Annotated in this window: 13 protein-coding genes; 10 read left to right on the forward strand and 3 right to left on the reverse strand. The window is 69.5% G+C overall.

The genetic code is table 11. From position 1 onward, the window contains the following. The first annotated feature begins 111 nt into the window (after positions 1–111). The 3 genes from FHW85_RS01425 (at position 112) to FHW85_RS01435 (ending at position 2,072) form a co-directional block, all read left to right on the forward strand. Positions 112–1,014, forward strand: a complete 903-nt coding sequence (locus tag FHW85_RS01425; RefSeq protein WP_210427673.1) for an AEC family transporter — start codon at positions 112–114, stop codon at positions 1,012–1,014. Positions 1,015–1,021: 7 nt separating this feature from the next. Continuing rightward, positions 1,022–1,414 carry an RNA-binding S4 domain-containing protein gene (locus FHW85_RS01430; protein WP_168647084.1) on the forward strand — a complete coding sequence of 131 codons (393 nt, stop codon included), beginning with the start codon at positions 1,022–1,024 and terminating at the stop codon, positions 1,412–1,414. Positions 1,415–1,523: 109 nt separating this feature from the next. Further along, positions 1,524–2,072 (forward strand): response regulator, encoded by a 549-nt coding sequence (locus FHW85_RS01435; RefSeq protein ID WP_167254353.1) that lies wholly within the window; start codon positions 1,524–1,526, stop codon positions 2,070–2,072. 187 nt (positions 2,073–2,259) lie between these two features. Here FHW85_RS01435 and katG read toward each other — a convergent pair whose 3' ends face one another. Continuing rightward, the gene (gene katG, locus FHW85_RS01440; RefSeq protein ID WP_168647326.1) at positions 2,260–4,461 is read right to left on the reverse strand and encodes a catalase/peroxidase HPI; all 2,202 of its coding nucleotides are present in this window, start codon (positions 4,459–4,461) and stop codon (positions 2,260–2,262) included. Positions 4,462–4,598: 137 nt separating this feature from the next. Then, positions 4,599–5,198 (reverse strand): TetR/AcrR family transcriptional regulator, encoded by a 600-nt coding sequence (locus tag FHW85_RS01445; protein WP_168647085.1) that lies wholly within the window; start codon positions 5,196–5,198, stop codon positions 4,599–4,601. 137 nt (positions 5,199–5,335) lie between these two features. Between FHW85_RS01445 and FHW85_RS01450 the strand changes: the two genes are divergently transcribed. Next, on the forward strand, positions 5,336–5,965 hold the full coding sequence (locus FHW85_RS01450; RefSeq protein WP_167254357.1) for a glutathione S-transferase family protein: 630 nt from the start codon (positions 5,336–5,338) through the stop codon (positions 5,963–5,965). 19 nt (positions 5,966–5,984) lie between these two features. Here the strand turns inward: FHW85_RS01450 and mutS are convergent, their stop codons facing one another. Then, positions 5,985–8,573, reverse strand: coding sequence for a DNA mismatch repair protein MutS (mutS, locus tag FHW85_RS01455; protein ID WP_243867999.1), 2,589 nt, complete (start codon positions 8,571–8,573; stop codon positions 5,985–5,987). 277 nt (positions 8,574–8,850) lie between these two features. On the opposite strand from mutS, the gene FHW85_RS01460 reads away from it, so the two are divergent. The 6 genes from FHW85_RS01460 to recA all read left to right on the forward strand — a co-directional run bounded on the left by FHW85_RS01460 (position 8,851) and on the right by recA (position 15,735). Next, positions 8,851–9,906: a DUF535 family protein gene (locus tag FHW85_RS01460; RefSeq protein WP_168647086.1), complete on the forward strand. Its 1,056-nt coding sequence runs from the start codon at positions 8,851–8,853 to the stop codon at positions 9,904–9,906. Further along, a complete protein-coding gene (locus tag FHW85_RS01465) occupies positions 9,894–10,445 on the forward strand; it encodes a sigma-70 family RNA polymerase sigma factor (RefSeq protein ID WP_343203580.1) in 552 nt (183 codons plus the stop codon). Before FHW85_RS01460 ends, FHW85_RS01465 begins: the two co-directional genes overlap by 13 nt. Beyond that, the gene (locus tag FHW85_RS01470; RefSeq protein WP_167254361.1) at positions 10,445–11,425 is read left to right on the forward strand and encodes a FecR domain-containing protein; all 981 of its coding nucleotides are present in this window, start codon (positions 10,445–10,447) and stop codon (positions 11,423–11,425) included. The genes FHW85_RS01465 and FHW85_RS01470 overlap by 1 nt, the downstream gene beginning before the upstream one ends. A gap of 159 nt (positions 11,426–11,584) precedes the next feature. After that, positions 11,585–13,936, forward strand: a complete 2,352-nt coding sequence (locus FHW85_RS01475; protein ID WP_167254363.1) for a TonB-dependent receptor — start codon at positions 11,585–11,587, stop codon at positions 13,934–13,936. A 118-nt stretch (positions 13,937–14,054) separates the two neighbouring features. Next, positions 14,055–14,564 carry a CinA family protein gene (locus FHW85_RS01480; protein WP_167254365.1) on the forward strand — a complete coding sequence of 170 codons (510 nt, stop codon included), beginning with the start codon at positions 14,055–14,057 and terminating at the stop codon, positions 14,562–14,564. 136 nt (positions 14,565–14,700) lie between these two features. Then, positions 14,701–15,735, forward strand: coding sequence for a recombinase RecA (recA, locus tag FHW85_RS01485; protein WP_167254367.1), 1,035 nt, complete (start codon positions 14,701–14,703; stop codon positions 15,733–15,735). Positions 15,736–15,833: the final 98 nt, after the last annotated feature.

Consider the following 15,833-nt stretch of genomic DNA (forward strand, 5'->3'; position numbering starts at 1 on the left):
GTGGCGGTGCGGCGATTATGGGCATTCCATCGCGCCTTCGCGCCGGGCCGGCGAAGGTCGTGGCGAAGCTGCGAAACTAGCGGCCTGGTTTCTCTCCAAGCTCCGGTGCCGATGACCGCCCTGATCCTGCTGTTCGCCTGTCTCCTGCTCGGCCTGCTGGTGCAGCGCCATGCGCGGCCGCCGGCCGGCACGGTGCAGGGCATCAACTGGTGGGTGATCAATATCGCGCTGCCGGCGCTGGTGCTGCAGCTGGTGCCGAAGGTGCAGGTGAATGCGCAGCTGTGGTTTCCGGTGGCCGCCATGTGGATCACCTTCTTCGGCGCCTGGGCCTTGTTCGCCGCGCTGGGGCGCGGGCTGGGCTGGTCGCGCGGGCGCGTCGGCGCGCTCACCCTGGTGTGCGGGCTGGGCAATACCTCGTTCATGGGCTACCCGATGATGCAGGCCCTGCACGGCTCGGAAGGCCTGACCCTGGCGGTGGTGGCCGACCAGCTCGGCTGCTTTCCGCTGCTGGCTTCGGCCGGCGTGGTGGTGGCCAATCTCTACGCGGGCGGCTCCACCGATGCGGGCGCGATCGCGCGGCGCATCCTCACTTTTCCGGCGTTTCTGGCGCTGGTGCTGGGCGGCATCGTCGGTGCGCTGGGCGGCTGGCCGCCCGTGGCCGACGGCGTGCTGGGCGCGGTCGGCAATACGCTGACGCCGCTGGCGCTGTTCTCGGTGGGCCTGCAGTTCAAGTTCAGGCTCGGCGAACGCCAGGCCGCGCCGCTGGCGCTGGGCCTGGCCTGGAAGCTGGCGCTGGCGCCCTTGATCAGCCTGGCCGTCGGCGTGGCGGCGGGCGTGGGCGGCCTGGTGCTGATGGTGGGCGTGCTGCAGGCGGCGATGGCGCCGATGATCTCGGCGGCGATCCTGGCCGACGAGCACGGGCTGGAACCGTCGCTGGCCAATACCGTGCTGGGCGCGGGCATCGTGCTCTCGCTCGCCACCGTGCCTTTGGCCAATCTGCTGCTCGGCGGATAATGCCGGCATGACCGCATCGACCGAACTCAACGCCGTGCGCGTGGACGTATGGCTCTGGGCCGCGCGCCTCTTCAAGACCCGCAGCCTGGCCAAGCAGGCCATCGACGGCGGCAAGATCGACGTCAACGACGCCGGCTGCAAACCCGCCAAGACCCTGCACGCCGGCGACCGCCTGCGCATCAGCCGCGGCGAGGAACGCCTGGAAGTGGAGGTGCTGGCGCTGAGCGAAAAGCGCGGCCCGGCCCCAGCGGCACAGGCCTTGTACCGCGAGACCGAAGCCAGCGCCGCGGCACGCGAACAGGCGCGCGAACAACGCCGCCTGGTCGGCGCCGCCGGCCCGCTGCGGCGCCCGGACAAGCAGGAACGCCGGGAATTGCGACGCTTAAAGGACTCTCTCTGAGCAGCGCATCGCAGTTTGTCCGGCGCTTCTGAGCGAGCATGCGCATCGGCTACGGCGCGGCGCGATGGCGTTCCGCCCCGGCAGCCAGCGGAAAAAGGGGCCGCGCATCATGTCTGGAATCGGATTCTTCAAGCGCCTGCTCGGTGCCGCGGCACAGGAGCAGGCAGAGGCCGTGCGGCTGCAGGCACCGGAAGGCGCGCGCGTGCTGATGGTCGACGACTCGCCCACCTTGCTGGCCGTGCTCGGCCGGCAGCTCGGCCAGGAAGGCTATGCCACGCTGCGGGCGCTGGACGGCGAAAGCGCGCTGGAGGTGGCGCGCGCCGAACAGCCGGCGCTGATCTTCCTGGACATCGTGCTGCCCGGCATCAACGGCTTCGCCGTGCTGCGCACGCTGCGCCACGACCCGCTCACCCGCGACATCCCGATCGTGATGATCAGCGGCAACCAGCAGGCCACCGAGCAGTTCTACGTGCAGCGCTTCGGCGCCGACGACTTCCTCAAGAAGCCGTTCGGCCGGCGCGAGGTGCAGGTGTGCATCGACCGCCTGGTGCGCACCGGCCGCCTGCCGGCGCGTGTGGCGGAAGCGGTGGAGGTGGCGGCGATGCCGGAGCTGCCGTGCGAGGAGCTGCCGTCCGGCCTGTCCGGCCTGGCCGTATGACGGCGGCGTAGGTTGGGGTGAGCCGCAGGCGAACCCCAACGTGGCGAAGCGTACGAAGGCACCGATGTTGGGGTTCGCCTGCGGCTCACCCCAACCTACGCCGGATGTCCGGTCCCGACAAAAAAGCGCCGCAGCGTCATCACGCTGCGGCGCTTCGCTTTTCCAGCCTTTCAGGCTGCGAACAACATCACTTCAGCTCGAACCGATCCAGCTCCATCACCTTGCCCCACGCCGCCACGAAGTCGCGCACGAACTTCGCCTCGGCGTCCGCGCTGCCGTAGACCTCGGCGACCGCGCGCAGGATCGAGTTGGAACCGAACACCAGGTCCGCACGCGTGGCGGTCCACTTCAGTTCGCCGCTCTTGCGGTCGCGGCCTTCGAAGGTTTCCTTCGACACCGCCTTCCACTCCGTGCCCATGTCCAGCAGGTTGACGAAGAAGTCGTTGCTCAGCGTGCCGGGACGCTGGGTGAAGACGCCGTGGCGGCTGTGGCCGACGTTGGTGTCCAGCACGCGCAGGCCGCCGACCAGCACGGTCATCTCCGGCGCGCTCAAGGTCAGCAGCTGGGCCTTGTCGACCAGCAGCACCTCGGACGGCACGCTGTAGCGCTGCTTGAGGAAGTTGCGGAAGCCGTCGGCCACCGGTTCCAGCACGGCGAAGGATTCGACGTCGGTCTGCTCCTGCGAGGCATCCATGCGGCCCGGCGCGAACGGCACCGTGGCCTCGACGCCGGCCTGCTTCGCGGCCTGTTCGACCGCGGCATTGCCGCCCAGCACGATCAGGTCGGCCAGCGAGACGCGCTTGTCGCCGGACTGCGCCGCATTGAACTCGTGCTTGATGCGCTCCAGCACCTTCAGCACCTTGGCCAGCTGTTCCGGCTGGTTCGCCGCCCAGTCCTTCTGTGGGGCCAGGCGGATGCGCGCGCCGTTGGCGCCGCCGCGCTTGTCCGAGCCGCGGAAGGTGGACGCCGAGGCCCAGGCGGTGGAGACCAGCTCGGCGGTCGACAGGCCGGAGGCAAGTACCTTGGCCTTCAGCGCGGCGATGTCCTGGGCGTCGATCAGCTGGTGGTCGACGGCGGGGATCGGGTCCTGCCAGATCAGCGCTTCGGCCGGCACTTCCGGGCCGAGGTAGCGCGCGCGCGGACCCATGTCGCGATGGGTGAGCTTGAACCAGGCGCGGGCGAAAGCGTCGGCGAATTCCTCGGGGTGCTGGTGGAAGCGGCGCGAGATCTTTTCGTAGGCCGGATCGATCCGCAGCGAAAGATCGGTGGTGAGCATGGTCGGGCGATGCTTCTTCGAGGCGTCGTGCGCATCGGGGATCACGTCGCCGGCGTCCTTCGCCACCCACTGGTGCGCGCCGGCCGGGCTCTTGCTCAGTTCCCACTCGTAGCCGAACAGGTTGTCGAAGAAGCCGTTGCCCCACTTCGTCGGGGTGGTGGTCCAGGTCACTTCCAGGCCGCTGGTGATGGCGTGCGAACCCTTGCCGCTGTTGAAGCTGCTGCGCCAGCCCAGGCCCATTTCCTCGATGTCCGCCCCTTCCGGTTCCACGCCCACGTGGTCGGCCGGGCCGGCGCCATGGGTCTTGCCGAAGGTGTGGCCGCCGGCGATCAGGGCCACCGTCTCCTCGTCGTTCATGGCCATGCGGCCGAAGGTCTCGCGGATGTCCTTGGCGGCGGCCAGCGGATCGGGCTTGCCTTCCGGGCCTTCGGGGTTCACGTAGATCAGGCCCATCTGCACCGCGGCCAGCGGGTTCTCCAGATCGCGTTCGCCGGAATAGCGCTTGTCGCCACCCAGCCAGGTGGTCTCGGTGCCCCAGTAGACGTCTTCTTCCGGCTCCCACACGTCCGGGCGGCCGCCGGCGAAGCCGAAGGTCTTGAAGCCCATCGATTCCAGCGCGACGTTGCCGGCCAGGATCATCAGGTCGGCCCAGGAGATGTTGCGGCCGTACTTCTGCTTCAGCGGCCACAGCAGGCGGCGCGCCTTGTCCAGGTTGCCGTTGTCCGGCCAGCTGTTGAGCGGCGCGAAACGCTGCTGGCCCGCACCGGCGCCGCCGCGGCCGTCGCCGGTGCGGTAGGTGCCGGCGCTATGCCAGGCCATGCGGATGAACAGCGGGCCGTAGTGGCCGAAGTCGGCCGGCCACCAGTCCTGCGAATCGGTCATCAGCGCGTGCAGGTCGCGCTTGAGCGCGTCGTAGTCGAGTTCGCCGAAGGCCTTGGCGTAGTCGAAATCGCCATCCATCGGATCGGTCAGCGGGGAATGCTGGTGGAGAATCTTCAGATTGAGCTGGTTGGGCCACCAGTCCTTGTTGCTGGTGCCCGTCTTGCCGGCGTGATGGAAGGGACACTTCGACTGGCCCGCGTCGGGCGCGGTCTCGGAGGTAGGCGTGACGATGTGGGGATCTTGATTCACAGGAGATTCCTTCTAGTCGGAGTGGCTGGCGTCGGCTGGCTTGCCGTCCCAATCTACGCAGATGGGTTCCTTAGGTGAACTAGATTGTTCTGATCTTTCTGATAGCTTCGAGCTATGACTTAAGCCGCCTCGGGGCCGATCAGCTTCAAGGCCATCTCGCGCGCCGCCAGCCGCACTTCCTCGACGAAGGCCGGATCGTCGATGGTGCGCGCCAACACCATGCCGCCCACGCACAGCGCGGTGATGGCCAGGCCGCGCTTGCGCGCCTCCTCGCCCTCGCAGCCTTCCAGGCCGCCGCTGAGCATGCCGGCCATGTGCTCGACCAGCTTGCAGTAGGCCATCCGCGCCTGCGGCCCGGCGCGCGCCGCGTCGGCGGGCAGGGCCACCAGCGGGCAATGGCCTTCGACATCTTCCAGGTGCGCGGTGGACAGGTAGATGTTCACCATCTGCTGCGCGCAGGCGGTGCCTTTGGCGTCCGGGTCGAACTCGATACCGCTCCAGCGCTGCGACGGATCGAAGTGCATATAGGCCGCGACCGTCTCGGCATACAGCTCTTCCTTGGCCTTGAAGTGGTTGTAGAAGCCGCCGCGGGTCAGCCCCGCCTGCCGCATGATTTCGTCAATAGATACGTCGGAAAAACCGCGGCGATTGAACAGCTCGCGCGCGGATTCGACGATGCGCTCGCGGGTTTTCTGCTTGTGTTCGGCGGTATAGGGCATGGCGGCGTCATGCAGGGGAAGGGAAGCCGCGCAAGCGTACTCCCGCCGCAGAATATGTTCTTGAACATATGAAGTTCGCCGGCAGACTTCGTGGCCATCCCCCGGGGCAGGAGCCCCTCACCTATGGAGGCACGACCATGAAGCTGTACTACGCAGAGACCATGAATCCGCGCAAGGTCTGCGCGGTGGCGAAGTACCTGGGATCCCCGGTGGAATTCATCCGCGTGGACCTCAGCAAGGGCGAGCATCGCGCGCCGGCCTTCCTGGAGCAGAACCCGAACGGCAAGGTGCCGCTGCTGGTCGATGGCGAGCTGCGGCTGTGGGAGAGCACCGCGATCATGGCGCACCTGGCTGTGCAGGCCGGTTCCGATCTGTGGCCCGCGGATGCGGCCAGCCAGGTGGAAGTGCTGCGCTGGCTGTCCTGGGACATGGTGCATTTCTCGCGCCACGGCAGCTCGCTGTACTTCGAGCACATCATCAAGCCCTGGGCCGGCCTGGGCGAGCCCAATGCCGCGGCGGTGGAAGAGGCGACCGGCTTCTTCAAGCGCTTCGCCGCGGTGCTCGACGCGCACCTGGCGACGCGCGATTACCTCGTAGGCAACCAGCTCAGCATCGCCGACTTCGGCGCCGGCGTGCTGTTGCCGTGGGCGAAGGAAGCGCGCCTGCCGGTGGCGGGCTTCGCCAACATCGAGCGCTGGCATGAGCGGCTGATGGCCTTGCCGGGCTGGCGCGATCCGTTCCCGGCGCCGGTGCCGGCAGCCGCTTAAGACAGCACGGTGTACCGTCTCAAAGCAGGGCTTTGAGACGGTACAAAACCTCCAGCGCCTCGCGCGGCGTCAGCGCATCCGGATCCACTTCGTCCAGCGCACGCTCCGCCGCCGACGGTTCCGCCGGCGCGAACAGGCCCAGCTGCGGCGAGCTGTCCGCCTTCGGCTTCGCCGCCGACGCCTGCTGGTGCATGCCGCGCTCCAGCTCCGCCAGCGTGCGCCGAGCATCGGCGATCACCGACTTCGGCAGGCCGGCCAGCGCCGCCACCTGCAGGCCGAAGCTGCGGTTGGCCGGGCCTTCCTTCACCGCGTGCATGAAGACCAGCTGCTCGCCGTATTCCACCGCGTCCAGATGCACGTTCGCGATAGTGGGATATTCGCTGGCCAGTTCGGTCAGCTCGAAATAATGCGTGGCGAACAAGGTGTACGCACGGCTGCTCGCCGCCAGGTGCACCGCCGCCGCGCGCGCCAGCGCCAGGCCGTCGTAGGTGCTGGTGCCGCGGCCGACTTCGTCCATCAGCACCAGGCTGGAAGCGGTGGCGTTGTGCAGGATATTGGCCGTCTCGCTCATCTCCACCATGAAGGTGGACTGCCCGCGCGACAGGTCGTCGCCCGCGCCGATGCGGGTAAAGATGCGGTCGACCGGGCCGATCGCCGCCGCGCTGGCCGGCACGTAGCTGCCGATATGCGCGAGCAGCACGATCAGCGCGTTCTGCCGCATGTAGGTGGATTTACCGCCCATGTTCGGGCCGGTGATCACCAGCATGCGGCGCGCGTCGTCGAGATGCAGGTCGTTCGGCTCGAACGGTTCGGCGCGCACTTTCTCCACCACCGGATGGCGGCCGCGCTCGATGTGCAGGCCGGGCTCGTCGGTGAGCGTGGGCGCGCTCCAGTCCAGCGTCGCGGCGCGTTCGGCCAGGGTGGACAGCACGTCCAGCTCGGCCATCGCGGCGGCGGCGGATTTCAGCGGTTCCAGGCGCTGGGTCAGTGTGTCGAGCAGCGCTTCGTACAGCGCGCGCTCGCGCATCAGCGAGCGCTCCTTGGCCGAGAGCACCTTGTCCTCGAAGGTTTTCAGTTCTTCCGTGATGTAGCGCTCGGCGTTCTTGGTGGTCTGGCGGCGCGTGTAGTGCGTGGGCGCTTTTTCCGACTGCGCCTTGCTGATCTCGATGTAGTAGCCGTGCACGCGGTTGTAGCCGACCTTGAGCGTGGCAATGCCGCTGGCGGCTTTCTCGCGCTCTTCCAGTTCGACCAGGTACTGGTCGGCATGCGTGGACAGGCGGCGCAGTTCGTCCAGCTCCGCGTCGTAGCCGTCGGCGATCACGCCGCCGTCGCGCTGCAGCACCGGCGGCTGCGGCACCACCGCGGCGGCGAGCAGGGCGGCGTTGTCGGCATGGTCGCCGATGCGTTCGACCAGCGCGTGCAGCAGCGGGCTGTCCAGCGCGGCGATTTCCGCGCGCAGCAGCGGTGCGGCGGCGAGGCCGTCGCGCAGCGTGGACAGATCGCGCGGACGCGCCGAGCGCAGCGCCACGCGGGCCAGGATGCGTTCCAGGTCGCCGATGCCGCGCAGGCGTTCGCGCAGGCTTTCGTAACCGCGGCCGTTCATTGACGCGTTGTCGAGCAACGCGCCGATCGCCTGGTGGCGCCGGCGCAGCGCCTCGCGCGAGCGCAGCGGGCGGTTGAGCCAGCGGCGCAGCAGGCGCGCGCCCATCGGCGTCACGCTTTCGTCCAGCACGCCGAGCAGGGTGTGTTCGGTGCGGCCGCTGGGGTGCGTGTCCAGCTCGAGATTGCGGCGCGTGGCGGCGTCCATCGCGATGGTCTCGCTGGCGCTTTCCACCGACATGCCGGAGACGTGCGGCAGCGCGCTCTTCTGCGTTTCTTCCACGTAGCCGAGCAGGCAGCCGGCCGCGGCGATCGCCAGCGGCAGGTTGTCCACGCCGAAGCCGCCGAGGTCGCGCGTGCCGAAGAAGCGGTTCAGTTCGCGCCGCGCGGCATCGCTGTCGAAATGCCACGGCGGGCGCCGGCGCAGGCCGGGCAGGCCGCTGACCAGCTTGGGCCAGGCCACGGCTTCGTCGACCAGGGTCTCGGCCGGCTGCAGCCGCGCCAGCTCCGCGGCGAGGGCTTCGGCGCTGGGCACTTCGCTGAGCAGGAAGCGGCCGCTGCCCAGGTCCACCCAGGCCAGGCCGTAGCTGGCCTGCGGACCGGCGGCTATGGCCAGCAGCAGGTTGTCGCGGCGTTCTTCCAGCAGGGCGGCGTCGGTGACCGTGCCCGGCGTGACGATGCGCACCACCTTGCGTTCGACGATGCCCTTGGCCAGCGCCGGATCGCCGATCTGCTCGCAGATCGCCACCGACTCGCCCAGGCGCACCAGCTTGGCCAGGTAATTCTCCACCGCGTGATACGGCACGCCCGCCATCGGAATCGGCTGGCCGGCCGACTGGCCGCGCTGGGTGAGGGTGATGTCGAGCAGCCGCGCCGCCTTGCGCGCGTCGTCGTAGAACAGCTCGTAGAAATCGCCCATGCGGAAGAACAGCAGCACCTCGGGGTGCGCGGCCTTGGCCGTCAGGTACTGGCGCATGAGCGGGGTGTGTTCGAGATGCGTGTCCGTCATCGGTGTCCGTGCAATCCGGTGGCTCTTCCGGCTGGCGCTGGCGGGCAGGCGCGGGCCGCGAAGAGTGCGGCGGCCGGGGAAGATGGAGCGAAAGCGCCGAAGCATACGGCCTGGGGCAGCTTCGATCCATGCCGCTTTCCGGCGCCATGCCGTAAGCCCGACGTAAGTCGCTGACGCGGCAGCTATCGGCCGCACGCACGGCGCGATCCCGGGGTATTTCAAAAACGCCGCGCGAGTTCGTCCTCCGGGGGTCTTTGGTCACTCGCGAGCTTTCCGCTTGAACATCCGTCTCACCGTCTCCGATGGCGGCGCCTTGAAGCTGGCGCCGGGCTTGCGCCGCCCGGCGCCCGCCGTGCCGGGGCGCGGCTGGCTGGCCTCGCTGCGGCAGCGCCAGGACTGGCCGCGCGCGCCACGCGCCCGCCTGCGCGAAGCGGCCAAGTACCTGGCGCGCGCGCTATGCCTGCCGCTGCTGCATACCGGCTACCTGCGCTTCGTGCAGGGCGATGCGCGCATGCATGCCTGCTGCCGCCGCGATCCGCGCCTGTTCGAGCGCCATCTGCACCGCTTCGTCAACGACCAGTGGCGCCGCCGCGAACGCCTGCGCGCGCTGCTCTCGCACTACCGCTTCATGCTGGCGCGGCTGCCGGCGCCGCTGTTCGACGCCATCTACGTCGAAGGCGGCGTGCCGATCGGCCTGCTGGCGCTGAAGGACGGCAGCGAGCTGGTGCTGAGCCTGCGCCCGTCGATCGACAAGGGCTGCGAAGGCGAGTTCGGCATCCATCTGGAGGAAATCGGCGGGCGCACGCTGTATCGCGTGGTGTGCACGGTGATCGACGACGGCCGCGCGCTGGCCATCGGCTGCCTGCAGGGGCCGGGCGGCGACGATGCGCGCGAGCTGGTGCGCGAGCTGACCAAGCAGATGCACGGCCTGCGCCCGAAGCAGCTGATGCTGGGCCTGGCCTGCGCCTTCGCGCGCCACGCCGGCATCGCCCGCGTGGTCGGCATCGCCAATCGCGCCCACCCGCTGAACCGCCGCCGCGCCGGGCAGTTCCAGGCGGATTACGATGCGTTCTGGACGGAACAGCATGGCGTGGCCGAGGACGGCTGGTTCGCCTTGCCGGTGGAGCCGCCGCGCAAGAGCGAGGCCGACGTGCCCAGCCACCACCGTGCCGCGTTCCGGCGCCGCGAGGCGCTGCGCCTGGCCGCGGAAGGCGTGCTGACCGCCGCGCTCGGCCGCGCGGCGCCGCAGGCCGAAGCCGTGGCCGCACCCGCGCCGCGCGCCGCCGCACCGTTCATGCCCTTTTTGCCGCAGGAGCCCGCGTGGATACCGTGAGCCCTTCCACCGACCAGCCCGGCACCCGCACGTCCGCGCACGTCGCGCGCCTGGAGGAGCTGTGCCGCACGCATCACCGCGCGCTGCTGGCCTTCCTGCAGTGCCGGCTGCAGTCGATTTCCGATGCGCAGGAAGTGGCGCAGGAAGCCTATGTGCGCATGCTGACGCTGGAGCGTCCCGAAGGCGTCGACGACCTGCGCGCCTATCTGTTCCGCACCGCCTCCAACCTGGCCATGGATCGCCTGCGCCAGCGCGGCATCCACGCCAGGGCGGTGGACGAAGTGGCGATCCGCGAGCCGCAGACCGCGCCCGCGCCGGAGCGCCGGGCCATGGCGGTGGAGCGCCTGCACGGCCTGCGCCAGGCCCTGGGCGAACTGCCGCCGAAAACACGCGAGGCCTTCATGGCGCACATGATCGAAGGCCTGGATTTCCGCGCGGTGGCGAATGCCATGCGCTTGAGCGAGCGCATGGTGCGCTATCACGTTACGCGGGCCCTGGCGCATTGCCGCGCCCGGGTCGACCAGCTGGAGGAAGGCTGATGTCCGGCATCACGACGATCGAAGAAGCGCGCCTGCGCGCCGCCGCCGACTGGTGGCTGCGCCTGCGCGAGCCGGAAGTGTCCGAGGCGACCTTGTCGCAATGGATTGCATGGTCCGCACGCGAGGAAAACCTCGCCGCGTTCGAGCGCCTGGGCGCGCTCGCCGACGACGTGGTGCAGCTGGACGGCGCCTCGCGCGACGTACTGCGGCGCGGCCTGCCCACGCCGCGCGCGAAGAAAAGCGCGCGTCCATGGCTGCCGATGGCGCTGGCCGCGGGCTTCGTGGCGGCCGCCGCGGGCGGCTATCTGGCCTGGACTTTCCTCACCGCCACGGTGGCGCGCGACTACGCCAGCCAGGTGGCGCAGCGCCAGGACGTGCTGCTGCCGGACGGCACCAGGGTGGCGCTGGGCGGCGCCTCGCGCATCGCCGCGCGCTTCGACAGCAACCTGCGCAGGGTGGAGCTGAGCGAAGGCGAGGCCTTCTTCCAGATCGCCCCGGACGACATGCCGTTCGAGGTGCGCGTGGGCGAAGTGCGCATCCGCGACGTGGGCACCTCGTTCGACGTGCGGCGCGGCGGCGACCGGGTGATGATCGAGGTGGCCGAGGGCCGCGTGATGGTCAACGCGCCCGGCAACGTGAGCGTGCAGGAAGCCACCGCCGGTCAGCGCATCGTCTACGTGCCGGGGCAGGGCCTGCAGGTGGCGCAGTCCGATCCGGCGCGCACCGCCTCCTGGCGCGAGCACCGCCTGGAGTTCGACAACGAGCCGCTGGACGTGGTGGTGGCCAGCCTCAATCGCTACAGCAAGCGGCCGGTACGCATCGCCGATCCGAAGCTGGCCGCGCTGGCCTTCACCGGCACCATCCGCACCGACGCCATCGACCGCTGGCTGGAAGCGCTGCCGCAGGTGCTGCCGCTGCGGGTCGAGATGCGGCCGGACGAAGTGGTGCTGAGCGACCGGGGGCCGATCGCGCGTCAGTGAGCCGCAAGCCTGGCGGGTATCCGGCTGAATCGATGCCGGCTCCCGTCGCATAAGAACAATTCCTAATGAATTGTCGACCATGTCACACTCGCGGTTTTCGTCGGGGAAGCGGCGGGGGACATGCGGCGTTTCGGTTGGCTGTTCGTTTGCGGCTGCATCATGGCGTCGCCATGGACGCTTGCCGCCGCCGGTGATGACAGCGCTGTCCCCGCCACGCAGCCGTTCGCCATCGCGGCCCAGCCGCTGGCGCCGGCGCTGATCGCCTACGGCGGGCAGGCCAATGTGCAGGTGCTGGTTTCCGGCGATCTGGCCGCCTCGCTGCGCTCTTCGCCGGTGCAGGGCTCGTTCGCCCGCGAGGCGGCGCTGACCGAGCTGCTGCGCGGCACCTCGCTCACCTATCGTTTCATCGGCGGCAATACGGTGGTGGTCAAGCCGGCGGCCGCGCCCGCGCCGGGCCACGCCGAGCCGCCGCCGGTGCCGGTCACCAACCTGGCGGCGGTGCAGTCGATCGGGCTGTTCGCCAACGGCTACCGCGCCGACTACGCCAGCGGCTCCGCGCGCCTGGAGGCCGATCCGGCCGACCTGCCGCAGTCGGTAGGCGTGGTCACGCGCGACCTGATGGACGCGCGCCAGGACCGCACCGTGCCCGACGCGCTGCGCACCCTGGCCGGCGTGCAATACCTGGATACCGAAGTCGGCCTGCCGGAGTTCCGCATCCGCGGTTTCCGCACCGGCAACGGGCTGACCGACGGCATGCCCAATGCGGTGGTCGGCGTGGGCGACCTGCCGCCGCTGGTGGCGGTGGACCGCATCGAAGTGCCGCGCGGGCCGCAGTCGATCCTGGGCGATGTCTCCAGCAACAACAATTTCGGCGGCCTGATCGGCCTGGTGATGAAGAAACCGCAGGCCGCGCCGGTGCACCGGCTGACCTGGGCGCTGGGCAGCCACGGCGACACGCAGCTGGACGGCGACTTCGCCGGCAAGCTCGATCGCGACGGCCGCTGGCTGTACCGCCTGGTGTTCTCGGCCGACCGCACCGACCGTACGCCGCAGGGCTATGCGGGCCGGCGCACCAACTTCGTGGCGCCTTCGCTGGGCTGGGACGGCAGCGATACGCAGTGGATCCTCGGCCTGTCGCGCATGGTCAACCGCTTTCCGGTGCCGGACCACGTGGCCTGGACGGACGACAGCGCCGCTTCCGCGACGCCGCGGGACGTGCTGCTGGGCAATGCGCAGGACCACGCGCTGTTCCGCACCACCCGCTACTACTACCTGTTCGAGCACGCTTTCGACGACGTCTGGTCGCTGCGCAGCCGCGCGCAGTACGTGGACGAGGTGGGCACGATGCAGGCCTGGTGGATCTATTTCCAGGACGACGGCAACGCCTTCGCGCTGGCTGACAAATACCGCTACAAGGACGCGTTCTACACGCTGCAGAACGAGCTGGTCGCGGCCTTCGACGCCGGCTCCACGCGCCACAAGGTGATGCTCGGCTTCGACTACTCGCGCGCCCGCGTCGGCCGCTTCGAGGACGTGCAGGCCACGCTCGGCGACGGCAGCATCGACATCCTGGGCGGGGCGAAGCTGCCGCCGGTCGATTCGCTGACCTCGGACCAGGAGCTGCATCCGTTCGGCATGAACAAGTTCGCCTTCTCCGGCGACCCGTGGGTGACCGACAGCGGCCTGTTCCTGCAGGACCACATGCAGCTGGGCGAACACTGGAATGCGCTGGTGGCGATCCGCCGTGCCGCTTATGTGCTGTCGACCCAGCACCGCGACGGCTCGCCGTGGGTGCGGCGCAAAGTGCAGTGGGTGCCCAATCTCGGCCTGGTCTACAAGCCGGCGCCCGGCGTGGCGCTGTACGCCAGCCTGTCGCACGGCTTCCAGCCCGACACCGTGCTGGGCCGCAACGGCAAGCCGCTGCTGCCGGTGCTGTCGCGCCAGCTGGAGGCCGGCGCCAAGTTCGACCTGGCGCAGGACCGGGCGCGCCTGACCGTGGCCTGGTACCGCATCGCGCTGGACCGCAGCACCGACCTGATCTCGCCCAAGCCGCCGTACTTCGGCTACCGCGGGCCGGGGCAGACCAACCAGGGCGTCGAGGCGGAGCTCAACGGCCGGCTGGCGCCGGGCCTGGACGTGAGCGCCAGCTACACCTACGCGCGGGTGGAGAAGCACGACGGCTCGCCGGTGCCGGGCGCGCCACGGCACCGGGTGGACGCATGGGCCAGCTACCGCTTCGATCCGGCGGCGCGGGCCGGCTGGGGCGTCGGCGCCGGCGTGCATGCGCGCAGCCACGCCGACGGACTGCTGACCGACGGCCAGACCGTGTTCCGCAACCCCGGGCAATACAGCCTGGACGCGAACGTCTTCTATCGCGCGCCGCGCTGGAGCGTGACCCTGGGCGTGCGCAACCTGCTGGGCCGGGCACTGCGCGCGGACGATTTCGACGACAGCTTCGTGCCGCTGGTGGAGCGGCGCAGCGTGCTGCTGAGCGGCAGCTACGATTTCTAGCGGCCACCGCCACGGCCAAGTGGCGCCCCCGTCAAGTCTTGGCCCACGCGCGCATAAGGGGTAGAACAGCCCGCTGCGCATCGTCGATCCGATGCGGCCGTTTCCCCACGGAGTTTTCATGTCACTGCCGTCCGTCCCCACCGACGCCGACCTCGCCGCGCTTGCCCGCGACGTCGCCGCGGCCGCGCTGGCCGCCAAGCTCATGCTGGTCACCGCCGAGTCCTGCACCGGCGGCTGGATCGCCAAGGCGCTGACCGATCTGCCCGGCAGCTCGGCCTGGTTCGACGCTGGCGTGGTCACTTACAGCTACGAGGCGAAGGAAGCGCTGCTCGGCGTCAATCCGCGCACGCTCGAACGCACCGGCGCGGTCAGCGAGGAAACCGTGCTGGAGATGGTTTCCGGCGCGCTGGCGCGCTTCGGCGCCGGCATGGCGGTGGCGGTCACCGGCATCGCCGGTCCCAGCGGCGGCACCGCCGACAAGCCGGTGGGCACGGTGTGGATCGGCTGGAAGCGCCGCGGCGGCTACGCGCACGGCCGGCTGTTCCAGTTCGACGGCGACCGCGAGGCGATCCGCCGCCAGACCGTGGCCGCCGCCCTCGCCGGCGTGCGCAAGGCGCTGACCGACTGACCGGGGTTCGCCTACACGGACAGGCTTGACCGGTATGGGATACTGCCTGTCTGCGTGATCGCAGCCCCTGAGACACGGCCGGCGCATCATGCTTTCCACTTAACCGCCACTCCTCACGCATTCGGGATACAAGACGATGGATGACAACAAGCGCAAGGCGCTCGCTTCCGCCCTCGGCCAGATCGAGAAGCAGTTCGGCAAGGGCGCGGTCATGCGCATGGGCGACCGCACCGACGACGTCATCGACACCGTGTCCACCGGCTCGCTGGGCCTGGATATCGCGCTGGGCGTGGGCGGCCTGCCGCGCGGCCGCGTGGTCGAGATCTACGGTCCGGAATCCTCCGGCAAGACCACGCTCACCCTGCAGGTGATCGCCAACTGCCAGAAGAACGGCGGCACCGCCGCCTTCGTCGACGCCGAGCACGCGCTCGATCCTACCTACGCCGCCAAGCTGGGCGTCAACGTGGACGACCTGCTGGTCTCGCAGCCCGACACCGGCGAGCAGGCGCTGGAAATCGCCGACATGCTGGTGCGCTCCGGCGCGGTGGACGTGGTGGTGGTCGACTCGGTCGCCGCGCTCACTCCCAAGGCCGAAATCGAAGGCGAGATGGGCGACTCCCACGTCGGCCTGCACGCCCGCCTGATGAGCCAGGCGCTGCGCAAGCTCACCGCCAACATCAAGAAGTCCAACTGCCTGGTGATCTTCATCAACCAGATCCGCATGAAGATCGGCGTGATGTTCGGCAACCCCGAGACCACCACCGGCGGCAACGCGCTGAAGTTCTACGCCTCGGTGCGCCTGGACATCCGCCGCATCGGCGCGGTGAAGAAGGGCGAGGAAGTAATCGGCTCGGAAACCCGCGTCAAGGTGGTCAAGAACAAGGTGGCGCCGCCGTTCCGCCAGGCCGAGTTCGAGATCCTCTACGGCGAGGGCAGCTCGCGCGAAGGCGAGATCATCGAGCTGGGCGTGGCGCAGAACCTGATCGAGAAGTCCGGCGCCTGGTACAGCTACAAGGGCGACCGCATCGGCCAGGGCAAGGAGAACGTGCGCCAGTTCCTGCGCGACAACCCGAACATCGCCAACGAAGTGGACCGCGAACTGCGCGCCCGCCTGCTGGTGAGTGGCGGTGGCAAGACCACGGCGTCCGAAGAAGCGCTCGAGGAAGCCTGATCGACGCCAGCGCGGCCCGGCCATACTGGCCGGGCCGCGCCGATCCCGGCGATAGAGGGCAGGGAAGATGCCTAAGTTGCGTTGGACTTTTCTTGCTG

This window comes from Dyella sp. SG609 (genome assembly GCF_012275375.1).
Lineage (GTDB): Bacteria > Pseudomonadota > Gammaproteobacteria > Xanthomonadales > Rhodanobacteraceae > Dyella_D > Dyella_D marensis.

Coding starts and splice junctions, on each gene's coding strand:
- FHW85_RS01425 (WP_210427673.1), top strand. CDS start 112: ATGACCGCCCTGATCCTGCTGTTCGCCTGTCTCCTGCTCGGCCTGCTG.
- FHW85_RS01430 (WP_168647084.1), top strand. CDS start 1,022: ATGACCGCATCGACCGAACTCAACGCCGTGCGCGTGGACGTATGGCTC.
- FHW85_RS01435 (WP_167254353.1), top strand. CDS start 1,524: ATGTCTGGAATCGGATTCTTCAAGCGCCTGCTCGGTGCCGCGGCACAG.
- FHW85_RS01445 (WP_168647085.1), bottom strand. CDS start 5,198: ATGCCCTATACCGCCGAACACAAGCAGAAAACCCGCGAGCGCATCGTC.
- FHW85_RS01450 (WP_167254357.1), top strand. CDS start 5,336: ATGAAGCTGTACTACGCAGAGACCATGAATCCGCGCAAGGTCTGCGCG.
- mutS (WP_243867999.1), bottom strand. CDS start 8,573: ATGACGGACACGCATCTCGAACACACCCCGCTCATGCGCCAGTACCTG.
- FHW85_RS01470 (WP_167254361.1), top strand. CDS start 10,445: ATGTCCGGCATCACGACGATCGAAGAAGCGCGCCTGCGCGCCGCCGCC.
- FHW85_RS01475 (WP_167254363.1), top strand. CDS start 11,585: ATGGCGTCGCCATGGACGCTTGCCGCCGCCGGTGATGACAGCGCTGTC.
- FHW85_RS01480 (WP_167254365.1), top strand. CDS start 14,055: ATGTCACTGCCGTCCGTCCCCACCGACGCCGACCTCGCCGCGCTTGCC.
- recA (WP_167254367.1), top strand. CDS start 14,701: ATGGATGACAACAAGCGCAAGGCGCTCGCTTCCGCCCTCGGCCAGATC.